This is a genomic window from Noviherbaspirillum sp. FW303-A3, from assembly GCF_058788695.1.
This window is the reverse complement of record NZ_JBYTAZ010000001.1, coordinates 2,306,398-2,319,008: the sequence shown is the minus strand read 5'-3', so window position 1 is coordinate 2,319,008 and position 12,611 is coordinate 2,306,398. Positions and strand designations below refer to the sequence as shown.

Below are 12,611 nucleotides of genomic sequence, written 5' to 3'. Positions count from 1 at the left end.
TCACTTTCGGGAGGCCGGCCGTGCGTCGTTATGCATTCATTCCATTCTTTCTTGCCAGCTTGATCACCTTCGGCGCCCAGGCGCAGGTCCTGGAATGCATCGACAGCCAGGGCCGGAAGGAGTTCGCGTCGGTGTGCCCGCCCGGCACCATGACGCAAAAAGAGCTCAGGGCCAAGGGGCCGGCCTCCGAAGCGCCGCAGCAGGACTGGCAGGCGCAGGAGCGGGCGTTCCAGGAACGCCGCCTGCAGCGCGAACAGGCGGAAAGCGATGCGGAGAAGCGCCAGAAGCAGCAGCAAGCCGCGGAGCGCCGCTGCGCCAGTGTTCAACGCGCCATGGACCAGCTGCAGTCCGGCCGGCGGTTGCGCTGGGTGGACAAGGCAACGGGCGAGCGTACCGTCATGACCGACGCGGAGCATGCGGCCGAAATGAAAGCCGTCACCGAGGAACTGCGCCGCTGCCGGTCGTCTTAGTGGTGCAGCCGGTCCTTCAGCCGCTCGATCACATAACCCGTCATTCCCTGCGCCAGTTCCTGCTCGCCGAGGAAAATCCGGCCGGTGTTTTCCTGTTTCAGCAGCTGCGCCTCCTCTTCGCTGTGCGTGCGCACGACGGTGTCGATGGAAGGATTCAACGCGCGGGCGGTTTCGACCATGGCGCGCACATGAAAGGTGTCCGGCGTCGCGATGACCAGCACGCTCGCGTTGGCGATGTGTGCCTGGATCAGCACTGACGGCTCCGCCGCATTGCCGGCTACGGCAGGCACGCCTTTATCGCGCAGCTGCTTCACCATCTCCCGGTTTTCTTCCACCACCACGTAATGGACGCCGCATTTTTCCAGCATCGCCGCGATGTGACGTCCCACCCTCCCATAGCCGACGAGCACCACCTGTCCGGTCAGTTTCTCTTGCTCGACGGTGAACGGCAGTTCCGCCAGCGGGTCGGCGCTGCGCTCGAACTTGCGCGCCAGGTCGGAGCGCGCATGCAGCCAGCGTTGCAGCGGTTCCAGCGTCTTGAACACGAAGGGATTGAGCGCGATCGAGAAGATCGCGCCGGCGAGGATCATGCTTTGCGCGTCGGGCGAGAGCAGTTCGAGCGAGACGCCGAGCGCCGCGAGGATGAAGGAAAACTCGCCGATCTGCGCCAGGCTGGCGGAAACCGTCAGCGCCGTGCCGAGCGGATAGCGCAGCGCCAGCACCAGGACGAAGGCCGCGAGCGACTTGCCGAACATGATGATGGCGACCACGGCCAGGACTTCGAGCGGCCGCTCCACGACCACCGAAGGGTCGAACAGCATGCCGACCGACACGAAGAACAGCACGGAAAAGGCCTCGCGCAACGGAAGCGATTCTTCCGCCGCACGATGGCTGAGGTCGGATTCGCGCAGCACCATGCCCGCAAAAAAGGCGCCCAGGGCAAACGACACGCCGAACAGTTTTGCCGATGCGTAGGCGATGCCGACGGCGGCGGCTACCACGCACAGCGTGAACAGCTCGCGCGAGTTGGTGCGCGCCACCTGCCACAGCAGCCAGGGAAAGAACTTCCTGCCGACCACCAGCATCAGCGCGATGAAAACCGCGACTTCGCCCAGCGTAATCGCGAGCGACGCCCAGAGGTTGCCGGCGGCAGCATCGGCCTTGCCGCCGAGCGGGCCGGACAGCGCCGGCAGCAGCACGAGCACGACCACCATCACCAGGTCTTCCACGATCAGCCAGCCGACCGCGATGCGGCCGTTGACCGAATCGAGCACGCCGCGGTCTTCGAGCGCCCGCAGCAGCACGACGGTGCTGGCCACCGACAGCGCAAGGCCGAACACCAGGCCCGCGCCGATGCTCCAGCCCAGCGAGTACGCCAGGCCCATGCCGAGCAGCGTCGCCACGGCGATCTGCAAGATGGCGCCGGGCAGGGCGATTTTCTTCACCTCCATGAGGTCGTCGAGCGAGAAATGCAGGCCGACGCCGAACATCAGCAGCATCACGCCGATCTCGGCGAGCTGCGTGGCAAGGTCGACGTCCGCGATGAAGCCCGGCGTGAACGGGCCGATGAAGATGCCCGCGACAAGATAGCCAACGAGGGCGGGCAGGCGCAGGCGCGCCGCGATGAACCCGAAGATGAGCGCCAGCCCGAGGGCGGCGGCGATGGTGGTGATCAGGCTGACGTTATGCGGCATGCCTCAGCCTCCCTTCATCCAGCCGAGTCCTTCGGCGGTGCCTTTTGCCGGCCGGTATTCGCAGCCGATCCAGCCTGCGTAGCCCAGCTCGTCGAGCAGACCGAACAGGTAGGGATAGTTGACCTCGCCGGTGTCCGGCTCGTTCCGCCCGGGAACGCCTGCGATCTGTATGTGTCCGATGTGCGGCAGGGTGCGCCGCACTTTCATCGCGATGTCGCCTTCCATGATCTGCACATGGTAGAAGTCCATCTGCACCTTCAGGTTGGCGGCGCCGACCTCCTCGCGGATCGCATGGGCGTCGGCCTGGAAGTTCAGGAAATAGCCGGGCATGTCGCGCGTGTTGATGGGCTCGATCAGGACGTCGATGCCATGCTTCGCCGCCTCCGCGCACGCATGCCGCAGGTTGTCCACATAAGCGGCGCGGCACGCGGCCCGGTCGGCGCCGGCGGGAACCAGGCCGGCCATCATGTGCAGGCGCGGCGTGCCGAGTACCTTCGCATAGCCGATGGCCTTGATCACGCCTTCGCGGAATTCGGCTTCGCGGCCCGGCAGGCAGGCAATGCCGCGCTCGCCGCCCGCCCAGTCGCCGGGCGGCATGTTGAACAGCACGTTCTCCAGTCCGTTGGCCTTGAGCTGCCGCGCAATCTCTTCCGGCGTGTGTTCATACGGGAACAGGAATTCCACCGCCTTGAAACCAACCTTCGCCGCCGCGCCGAAACGCTGCAGGAAAGGCACTTCGTTGAACATCATGGTCAGGTTTGCCGCAAATCTGGGCACGGTCTTTCCCCTTGGAAGTGTGTTGTTGCCCGCACGGACGGACGGCGTTCAGCCGCCAAGCAGGTCGTGCGCGTTCAGGATGGCATAGACGATATCAGGATTCTTCTCGAGGCACCGGCGGACGGCGGCAGGTACGTTCTGCCGCGTCTTCCTGCACAGCCCCGGCTGATCGGCAAGCTGGATGCTGATGCCGCGCACCGTGCGCACCTCGCGTGCTCCCGGCGCGATCTGCAGCACCATGCCGAGCTGTTCGATCATGCGGTCGCTGATGCGCTTGAGTTCTTCGTACGAGGTAATGTTCTCGATCCGTTCGATCAGCCGTTTTTCTTCCTCGCGCGTCATCCGCAGGATGCGGACATCGCCTTGCGGGTCGTTCAGCAAGTCATCCCGGCCGCAGACGCAGGCGCCCGGCGGACATTCCTTGCGGATCGGAAAAGGTGGCTGGGGGAGCATGGGGATCGTCTCGATACGGTGGTCCTGCGATAGACAATCTTGCCTGGAGGAGTATCCCTTTGCCGGCGGACTTCTGTCAAACGGGTTCATAATGCGGCTTTTGAACCGCCTTCCCGTTGACCTCCCGAAAGACTGCCGCCTGCTAATCCTCGGCGAAGTGGTGGCTGCGAGGGCAGACGCGGATGCGTTCCACGACGGGCACTGGTCGTGGAAGAAGGAACGCCCCGCTCCATCCATTACATTGCCGGCGGCAATTTTATCGAGACGGGCGAGGCGATCGCGGTGAAGAAGTAATTACTGCATGCCGCCGAGGCAGAGATACTTGATCTGCAGGTATTCCTCGATGCCGTAGTGCGAACCTTCGCGGCCGATGCCCGATTCCTTCACGCCGCCGAAGGGCGCGACTTCGTTGGAGATCATGCCTTCGTTGATGCCGACCATGCCGTATTCGAGCTGCTCGGCAACGCGCCAGACGCGGCCGATATCGCGCGAATAGAAATACGCGGCCAGGCCATAGCGGGTGTTGTTCGCCAGCGCGACCGCCTCTTCATCCGTCTTGAAGCGGAACAGCGGCGCAACCGGGCCGAAGATCTCTTCCTGCGCGACCAGCATGTCCGAGCTGACATCGGTAAGCACGGTCGGCGCAAAGAAGTTGCCGCCGAGCGCATGCGGCTTGCCGCCGACAATCGCCTTGGCGCCCTTGTCCACCGCGTCATCGACCAGCCGCTCGACCTTGCATACCGCTGCCTCGTTGATGAGCGGACCGATCTGCACGCCCGGTTCCATGCCGTCGCCGACCTTCATTTCCCGTACCGCATGCGCCAGCCTTTCCGCGAACAGGTCGTAGATGCCGTCCTGCACGATCAGCCGGTTCGCGCACACGCAGGTCTGGCCGGCGTTGCGGTATTTCGACGCGATGGCGCCGCGCACGGCCGCATCCACATCGGCGTCGTCGAAGACGATAAAGGGCGCATTGCCGCCGAGTTCCAGCGACACCTTCTTCACCGTGTCGGCGCATTGCGCCATCAGCCGCTTGCCGACAGGCGTGGAGCCGGTGAAGCTGAGCTTGCGTACCGTCGGGTTGCCTGTCAGTTCCTCGCCCACCGCGGCGGGACGCGCGGTGGTGACGACGTTGAGCACGCCTGCCGGGATGCCTGCGCGCTCGCCCAGTTCGGCCAGCGCCAGCGCGCACAGCGGCGTCGCTTCCGCCGGCTTCACCACGGAGGTGCAACCGGCCGCAAGCGCGGGGCCCACCTTGCGGGTGATCATCGCGATCGGGAAGTTCCACGGCGTGATGGCGGCGGTCACGCCGACCGCCTGCTTGATCACGATCAGGCGCTTGTCGCCGGCAGGCGAGGGAATCACATCGCCATAGACGCGCTTGCCTTCCTCGGCGAACCATTCGATGAAGGAGGCGCCGTAGGCGACTTCGCCGCGCGCTTCGGCCAGCGGCTTGCCCTGTTCCAGCGTCATCAGTTGCGCCAGGTCGTCCTGGTTGGCGAGGATGAGTTCGAACCAGCGGCGCAGGATGGCGGCGCGCTCCTTGGCGGTTTTCGCGCGCCATGCCGGCAGGGCGGCATCGGCGGCGGCAATCGCGCGGCATGTTTCCTCGGCGCCCATGTCGGGCACCGCGGCGATCGCTTCGCCATTGGCCGGATTGCGGATGATGTTGGTCGCGCCGGCATCGGCGACGCACCAGGTGCCGTTGATGTAGGCCTTCTGGCGGAACAGGGTGGGGTCGTTGAGTTGGATGGTCATTGTGAGTGTCCTGGATGAGATGTTCGCTCCTTCCACTTGAAGTGGAAGGTCGGGATGGGGATGGTCTTGCCTGATTGAAGCAACCCATCCCCACCCTAACCCTCCCCTTGAAGGGGAGGGGACGTCCTTTCATTTGGCGTTGACGACTAATACACCGCGCGATAGATGGCCAGCGCGTCTTCGTACTGCACCTCGCGCGGATTGTTCACCAGCAGGCGCTGCACGTTCATCGCATCCTTCGCCAGCATCTCCAGGTCGCCTTCCGGCACGCCGGCGCTCTTCAGGTCCTGCTCGAAGGGCATCTCGACGACCAGCTTGCGCAGCGCGTCGATGAAGGCGCGGGCGGCTTCGGCATCGTCCTTGAAGGTAGCGGACGGGAGGGTCGCGCGGCCCAGTTCCGCATACATTTCTTCCGCGGCGGGCAGGTTGAATTCCAGCACCGGCAGCAGCACGAGCGCGTTGGTCAGGCCGTGCGGCAGGTGATAGTGGCCGCCCAGCGGATAAGCCAGCGCGTGCACCGCGCCGACCGGAGCATTGGCGAAGGCCATGCCGGCGAACAGCGAGCCGAGCAGCATCGCTTCGCGTGCCACGGCATCCTTGCCGTCGCGGACCACCGTGCGGATGTTGTTGAACAGCATGGTCAGCGCCCGCACGGCCAACGCGTCTGACAGCGGGTTCTTCTTGTGGCGCGTGGTGTAGGCTTCGATCGCATGCACCATCGCGTCCACGCCGGTCATTGCCGTCACGCGCGGCGGCAGGCCGAGCGTGAGCAGGCTGTCGAGCAGCGCTACGTCGGGATAGAGATAGGAGGACACGACGCCCTTCTTCTCGTTCGACGGCGTGGTGAGGATGGAGATCGCGGTGACTTCCGAGCCGGTGCCAGCGGTGGTCGGCACCTGGATCAGCGGCAGGCGCGGGCCGCGCGCGAGGCCGACGCCATAGATTTCCGGCAGGGACTGCGGGCTGCGAACCAGCAGCGCGACCAGCTTGGCGGTGTCCATCGAACTGCCGCCGCCGAATCCGGCAACGCCATCGACGCCGGCCGCGCGGGCCTGTTCGACGGCGGACAGCACACTGGCTTCCGGCGGGTCAGCTTGCACGTCGGCGAACACGGTCGCCTTGATGCCTGCCGCCTCCAGGCTGGCCAGCGCGCCCTCGAGCAGGCCGGCATTCAGCAGGAAGCGGTCGGTGACCAGGTAGAGATGGGTGACGCCGAGGCCGGCGGCAAGTTCGCCAAGGCGCTTCGCCGCGCCCTGTTCGCACACGATCTTCGGGGCGGTTTCGAAAATGAACTGTGACATGGAAATCCTTTCGAAGGGTTAACCTGCGGTGACGACACCGCGCTCAATGCGGAACACGCGGTCGACCAGGTCGGCAGAATGCGAGTCGTCGGACTCGGACAGGATGATGGACATGCCTTCGCTGCGCAGCGAACCGATCACTTCCGTCAGGCGGCGCGACAGCACGGGCGCGACGCCTTCGAAAGGTTCGTCGAGCAGCAGCAGCGTGCGTCCCGGCATCAGGGCGCGCGCCAGCGCCACCAGCTTCTGCTGGCCGCCGGACAACTGCAGCGCACGCCGGTCGCGAAAGCCGGCCACTTCGGGCATCAGGCCATAGATCCAGTCGAGACGCTTTTCCGCATCCTTGATGCCGATCGACCAGACCGGCAGCAGGATGTTTTCCTCGACGGTCAGCGACGGGATCAGGCGGCGGTCTTCCGGCAGGTAGCTGATGCCGCGCGGCGCGCGTCCGTGGGGCGCCACGGCGGCAAGGTTTTCGCCGTTGACCGCGAGCTCCTTCGCGTCCATCGGCATCAGGCCCATGATGGAACGCATCAGCGTGGTCTTGCCGGCGCCGTTGCGGCCGATCAGGCCGACCATGGAGCCCTTCGGCACGTCCATGGACACATCGCGCAGCACCGGAATGCGGTCGATGGACACGTTCAGGTTCTTGATGGAAAGCAGGGACGCGCTCATGCTGCGGCTCCTTCGAGGATTTGAGAGGGATCGATGTGGTGGCCGATGACGAGTTCCTGCACGCGTTCGTCGGACAGCACCTTCATCGGCGCGCCGTCGGAAATGATCTCGCCGCTGTAGAAGGCGAGGATGCGCGATACGTAGCGGGCGACGATGTCCATGTCGTGCTCGACGAAGAGCACCGTGGTGCCGTGGTGCTTCACCGCAGCCATCACGGTGTCCATCAGCGGGAACTTCTCTTCCACGCTGACGCCGGAGGTCGGCTCATCGAGCAGCAGCATGCGCGGGTTGGACACCAGCGCCATCGCGATGTCGATCAGCTTGCGTGCGCCCTGCGGCACGGCGGAGACGCGCGAGTCCTTGTAATGCACGACGCCGAACTCGTCGAGGATTTCCAGCGCGCGCTTGCGGCGCGAAGGATTGTCGAAGCCGGCGAAGAAGGACGGACGCGGGCTTTCGGCGGCGATCAGCGCCACCATGACGTTTTCCAGCACAGACAGCTGCGGGAACAGCTGCGCCACCTGGAACGAGCGGGCCATGCCGAGGCGGGTGATGGCGCGCGGCTCCTGGCCGACGATGTGCTGGCCTTCGAACAGGATCTTGCCGCCGGAGGGCGGCAGGTAGCCGGTCACCATGTTGATGAAGGTGGTCTTGCCGGCGCCGTTGGAGCCGATCACGCCCACCACTTCACCCTTGTCGATGCGGACATTGATGTCCTTGGCGGCGACCACCGCCCCGAAGGTGCGCTGCAGGTCGATGGTTTCGAGAATCGCGGTCATGCTGTGGCCTCCTTGGCGGCGGTTGCGGCCGTGCTGTTGCCGGCGGCATGCGCGGCGCTGTGCTTCTTGCGGCTGACCAGGCTCCACAGGCCCTTGGGCAGGAAGATGATCAGGACGAGCAGCACGACGCCGAGCGTGAGCTGCCAGGTGTGCGGCGCTTCCTGGATGGCGAAGGTGCGCACCGCGGCGAACACGATGGCCGCGATGAAGGCCGCCGCGACGTGTCCGGTGCCGCCAAGGATGGCGATGAACACGAATTCGCCCGAGGTGGTCCAGAACGCCATGTCGGGATCGATGTGGCCGGTGGCGAGCGCGGTCAGGCCGCCGCCGAGGGCGGAGACGGCTGCGGCGGCGAGGTAGTTCGCGTAGATCACCGCGCGCGGCGATACGCCGAGGTACTCGACGCGGATCTCGTTCTCGCGAATCGCTTCGGTGACGAGGCCGAGGCCGGAATTCATCAGCCGATGGAACACGATGGCGGCCACGGCGCTGACGCCGACCGTCAGGAAGAACACGGCCAGCTTGGCGCTTTCCGGCGTCGGTTCCCAGCCGAAGTAGGTCGGCGTCGAAACGTTGAAGCCGTCGGTCGAGCCGAGCGCGGACGACTTCACCAGCACGCCGAACAGGATCATCGACAGCGCCATGGTCAGCATCGCGAAGAAGATGTCGCGATAGCGCGCCAGCAGCAGGCCGCACACGGCGGCCAGCAGGACGGCGACGCCGACGCCCGCGGCGAGCAGCGCGAACGCGTCGCGCACGCCGAGGTACTGCGCGCCGAGGCCGGCCGCGTAGCCGCCGATGCAGTAGAACAGCGCCTGGCCGAAGGTGACGAGGCCGACGCGCATCTGCACGACGACGCCGACGACGACCAGTGCCTTGGCGAAGGCGAGGGTGAGGAGAAAGGACAGCCAGTCAGGCGAGAGCCAGCCGGCGAGGGCGACCGCGACGGCGGCCGCAAGCAGGGCGATTTCGGTACGCATTTCAGATCTTCCTTGCGAGAATCTGACCGAACAGGCCCTGCGGGCGGACGGCCAGAACGAGGAACATGACGCCGTAGATCACGAACAGTTCGATCTCCGGCGCGACGTGGACAGCAAAAGAACGGGCCAGGCCGACCATCAGCGCACCGACGGCCGCGCCGCCGATGCTGCCGAGGCCGCCGACGACGACCACCGCGAAGGCGAGCACGATGACCTCGACGCCGATGCCCGGCGTCACCGAGATGGCGGGCGCGGTCAGCGAACCGGCCAGCGCGCCCAGCACGGCGCCGATGACGAAGGTGACGGCGAACATGACATTGACGTTGACGCCCATGGCCATTGCGATTTCGCGGTCATGGATCACGGCGCGCAACAGGCGTCCCTTGTTGGTGCGGTTGAGCGCATACCAGGCGGCGAGGCCGATCAGCAGCGACACGATGACCAGCGACAGGTCGTAATTGGCGAAGCTGAGCACGCCGCCGACCGCGCTCTGTCCGAGCAGGCGGTAGGGCTGGTAGGCGAAATAGGGATCGACGCCCCAGATCAGCTTGGTGGTGTCTTCGAGGATGAGCAGGAGCGCGTAGGTGACGATGACCATCAGGATCTCGTCCCGGCCGCGCATGAAGCGCAGCAGGCCCTGTTCCAGCACCAGGCCAACGATGACGCCGGCGGCGAGCGCGCAGCCGGCGAGCAGCGCGTAGCTCCAGTAGGGGGCGCTTTGTCCTTCGCCGGAGAAGTACCAGCCGACGAGCGATGCGGCGCTGTAGGCGCCGATGGCATAGAAGCTGCCGTGCGCCATGTTGAGGATGCGCATCACACCGTAGATCACGGTGAGACCCGCGGCGACGAGGAAGAGCCACGAGGCGTAGATCATCCCGTCGATGAAAATCGCGAAGAGTGTGTTCATGGGGATTCCAGGAGTGGTGGAACGGGTTGCTCCCCTCTCCCGCAGGCGGGAGAGGGGCAGGGGGGGGAGGGCGCGCGCAAAACCACTTCAGGTCTTGGCAGTCCCCCTCATCCCCAACCCTTCTCCCGCCTGCGGGAGAAGGGGGCCGGCAAGTTCAACTAAATCAGCTGCACTTCGCGCCCGGCATGCCGGACTTGATCCAGTCCACGGCCGTCGTGCCGTCCGGCGGCATCAGGCACTCTGCGGCGTAGCTCTTGACCTTGGTGACCGAACCCTTGCCGGTCTTCGGATCGAACTGGTATTCGCCGTAGGACACGCCCTGCACAGCCTGGTGGCCGTCGGCGCTCGACATCTTCACGGTGCCGCTCGGCGCTTCGAAGGTCAGGCCCTTGAGGCCGGCCGTGATCTGCTCCGGCGCCGGCATGGCGTTCGGCTTGGCGGTTTTTTCGACGGCGGCCTTCAGCGCCAGGATGGCCTGGGTCATCTTGTAGGCCGGGTAGGTCGGCGATTCCTTGAACTGCGTGGTGAAGTTCGGGCGGAACCAGTCGTTGAGCGCGTTCTTCGGCGCGAACTGGCCGAAGGGGCCGCGGCCGCCGACGATGGTGCCGTTCGGGATCTGGCCCTTGAAGCGTTCGACGCCGGTGTCGCCGCAGGTCAGCGCCGCCGGGCTCTTGTCGAACAGGCCGCGTGCGGAACCTTGCAGCATCAGGGCTTCCATGTCGCCGCCCCAGAAGCTGGAGTGGATCAGGTCGGGCGCGGCGACCGACAGGGCGGAGATTTCCGCGCCGTACTGGCCCTGTGCCAGCTTCGGCCACTGTTCGGATGCGACCTTGATTTCCGGCTTGATCTGCTTGAGCGCGAAGATGAAGTCGTTCCAGGAGTCCTGGCCCCAGGAATAGTTCTGCTGGATGGACGCGACCGACTTGATGTTCGGGCGGGTCTCGGCGACGTAGCGTGCCAGCGCGACGTTGTCGACCACGGCGTCGAGGCCGGTGCGGAAGGTGTACTTCGGATTCTTGACGGTGTCGAACAGGCGGGACGTGCCGCAGTCGAAGAAGATGGTCGGCGCCTTCAGTTCTTCGGCAACCGGGCCGACGGCGAGGCAGTCGCCGGAAGAGATGTAGCCGATCACGACGTCGACCTTCTGGCGCTGGACCAGGTTGCGGAACTCTTCGACCTGCTTGGTCGCGCCGCCGTTCTCGTCAATGATCACGGTCTCGATCTCGAGGCCGTTGATGCCCTTCTTGTTGTAGGGAGCGGGCAGTGCGCCCTTGTTCAGCGCCTCGACGGTCAGCTTGGCGGCATTCGCGGCCGGTACACCGAACGGGCCGGCTGCGCCGCCCGACAGGAAGGTAACGATACCGATGCGGAACTTGCCGTTTTCGGCGGCCTGTGCGGCCGGTGCGAACGCTGCGGACACAGCGAGGGAAATGGCGGCGATTGCGATGCCGGCGTGACGTGGGCGCTGAACGCTCATGGACTGCTTCTCCTGGGTGGTGGTTGGACTGCGGGGGAAATGCGCCGGATGTTGCGGCGCTGTTGAATCAGTTCGGGCGGCGGAAGCAGGTCTTCCGCGCGGTAGACGGTCCAGTTGCCCAGCATGACCTGGGCCGGGGCGAAGCGGTCGTCGGGGACGACTTCGCCGATCGCCTGCGCCTGTACGACCTGGTGCAGGACGGGATCGATGTAAGAGGTGTGGCCCTCGGGGTCTTCCGGCAGGGAGAGGCGCAGGCCTTCCAGCGTGCGCGCGAGCTGCTCGGCCGTTGCCTTGTTGCCGGTCTGTGCCAGTGCGCGGCCGATGGCCATGATGCCGGAGTACGCGCCTTCGGCGGTGTAGTTGGGATAGCGGCCCTCGGCCTTGTGGAAGTCGGCGACGAACTTGCGGTTGCGCGCGGTGTCGGGCCAGTTGTTGTGGTGGCGCGCCGACAGGATCAGGCCGCTCGGCGCATGCTGGCCGAGCGAGGTCAGCACTTCGTAATTGCCGCCGGTGTCGAAGTTGGCGATGCGCATCTTGGTGTGCAGCCCGCTCGATGTCGCCTGCTTGAGGAAGGTGACGAAGTCGCCGCCCCACAGTCCGACCACGGCAATGTCGGCCTTCGTCGCTTCGAGTTCGGTGATGTAGGCCGAGTAATCCGCCTCATACAGCTTTGACCAGTAATCGCCGGCGACCTCGTAGCGCACGCCGAGGCGATCGAGGCTGCTCTTCAGGTCGCGCCACGACACATGGCCGTAGTCGTAGTCGGAGCCGAGGAAAACGAGGCGCTTCCAGCCGTTCTTTTTCTGCAGGTCGGCCAGGTAGCGCGCGCCGGCTGCCATCGAGGTATAGGTGTCGTTGGAGAGACGGAAGTAATAGGGGTGGAAGTCCTCCATCGTCAGGCGGGAGGAGGCATGGTCGGTGCCGATCAGCAGCACACGCTGTTCCTTCGCGACGCGGGTGACGGCCTGCGCGACGCCCGAGCTGACGATGCCGCAGAGGAAGCGCACGCCGTCGCGCTTCACGAAATCGTGCGCGATGCGCTGCGCGAACGAGGCCTTGGAGCGGTCGTCTTCCACCAGCACGCGCAGCTTCGGCGCCTGCGCGCCCAGCTCGGCTTCCAGGTCGGCCAGCGCCACCTTGATGCCGCCGATGCTGTCGCGGCCATAGCTCGCCGCGCGGCCGGTCAGCGGGTACATGCAACCGACGACCGCATCCGCCTTGCCAGCCGGAGCGCCCAGCTCGACGCGCGCCGATGCCTGTCCCGGCAAGGCGAACGCCAGCGCCGTCATCAGGCATGACAGCCATCCGCGGCTGCGATCGTTCTGTTGTGAATTGGACAT

12 protein-coding genes are annotated in these 12,611 nt (G+C 65.6%); 1 reads left to right on the top strand and 11 read right to left on the bottom strand.

Translation table 11 applies throughout. From position 1 onward, the window contains the following. Nucleotides 1-20 precede the first annotated feature (20 nt). Nucleotides 21-470 (top strand): hypothetical protein, encoded by a 450-nt coding sequence (locus AC3WOY_RS11345; protein ID WP_492423754.1) that lies wholly within the window; start codon nucleotides 21-23, stop codon nucleotides 468-470. Here the strand turns inward: AC3WOY_RS11345 and AC3WOY_RS11340 are convergent. The 11 genes from AC3WOY_RS11340 to AC3WOY_RS11290 all read right to left on the bottom strand — a co-directional run bounded on the left by AC3WOY_RS11340 (nucleotide 467) and on the right by AC3WOY_RS11290 (nucleotide 12,611). Continuing rightward, the gene (locus AC3WOY_RS11340) at nucleotides 467-2,164 is read right to left on the bottom strand and encodes a cation:proton antiporter domain-containing protein (protein WP_492423752.1); all 1,698 of its coding nucleotides are present in this window, start codon (nucleotides 2,162-2,164) and stop codon (nucleotides 467-469) included. The two genes, AC3WOY_RS11345 and AC3WOY_RS11340, sit on opposite strands and share 4 nt — an antisense overlap. Nucleotides 2,165-2,167: 3 nt before the next feature. Next, the gene (otnI, locus tag AC3WOY_RS11335) at nucleotides 2,168-2,941 is read right to left on the bottom strand and encodes a 2-oxo-tetronate isomerase (RefSeq protein WP_492423750.1); all 774 of its coding nucleotides are present in this window, start codon (nucleotides 2,939-2,941) and stop codon (nucleotides 2,168-2,170) included. Between the two features lie 48 nt (nucleotides 2,942-2,989). After that, nucleotides 2,990-3,394, bottom strand: a complete 405-nt coding sequence (locus AC3WOY_RS11330) for a hypothetical protein (RefSeq protein ID WP_492423748.1) — start codon at nucleotides 3,392-3,394, stop codon at nucleotides 2,990-2,992. Nucleotides 3,395-3,688: 294 nt separating this feature from the next. Then, a complete protein-coding gene (locus AC3WOY_RS11325) occupies nucleotides 3,689-5,152 on the bottom strand; it encodes an NAD-dependent succinate-semialdehyde dehydrogenase (RefSeq protein ID WP_492423746.1) in 1,464 nt (487 codons plus the stop codon). A gap of 146 nt (nucleotides 5,153-5,298) precedes the next feature. Further along, nucleotides 5,299-6,453: an iron-containing alcohol dehydrogenase gene (locus tag AC3WOY_RS11320; protein ID WP_492423744.1), complete on the bottom strand. Its 1,155-nt coding sequence runs from the start codon at nucleotides 6,451-6,453 to the stop codon at nucleotides 5,299-5,301. A gap of 18 nt (nucleotides 6,454-6,471) precedes the next feature. Then, nucleotides 6,472-7,128, bottom strand: a complete 657-nt coding sequence (locus AC3WOY_RS11315) for an ATP-binding cassette domain-containing protein (protein WP_492423742.1) — start codon at nucleotides 7,126-7,128, stop codon at nucleotides 6,472-6,474. Next, nucleotides 7,125-7,907: an ABC transporter ATP-binding protein gene (locus AC3WOY_RS11310; protein ID WP_492423740.1), complete on the bottom strand. Its 783-nt coding sequence runs from the start codon at nucleotides 7,905-7,907 to the stop codon at nucleotides 7,125-7,127. The genes AC3WOY_RS11315 and AC3WOY_RS11310 overlap by 4 nt, the downstream gene beginning before the upstream one ends. After that, a complete protein-coding gene (locus tag AC3WOY_RS11305) occupies nucleotides 7,904-8,887 on the bottom strand; it encodes a branched-chain amino acid ABC transporter permease (RefSeq protein WP_492423738.1) in 984 nt (327 codons plus the stop codon). The genes AC3WOY_RS11310 and AC3WOY_RS11305 overlap by 4 nt, the downstream gene beginning before the upstream one ends. A 1-nt stretch (nucleotide 8,888) precedes the next feature. Beyond that, complete coding sequence (locus tag AC3WOY_RS11300; RefSeq protein ID WP_492423736.1) at nucleotides 8,889-9,794, bottom strand: branched-chain amino acid ABC transporter permease; 906 nt, start codon at nucleotides 9,792-9,794, stop codon at nucleotides 8,889-8,891. 163 nt (nucleotides 9,795-9,957) lie between these two features. Then, nucleotides 9,958-11,271, bottom strand: a complete 1,314-nt coding sequence (locus AC3WOY_RS11295; protein WP_492423734.1) for an ABC transporter substrate-binding protein — start codon at nucleotides 11,269-11,271, stop codon at nucleotides 9,958-9,960. Next, the gene (locus AC3WOY_RS11290; RefSeq protein ID WP_492423732.1) at nucleotides 11,268-12,611 is read right to left on the bottom strand and encodes an ABC transporter substrate-binding protein; all 1,344 of its coding nucleotides are present in this window, start codon (nucleotides 12,609-12,611) and stop codon (nucleotides 11,268-11,270) included. Before AC3WOY_RS11290 ends, AC3WOY_RS11295 begins: the two co-directional genes overlap by 4 nt.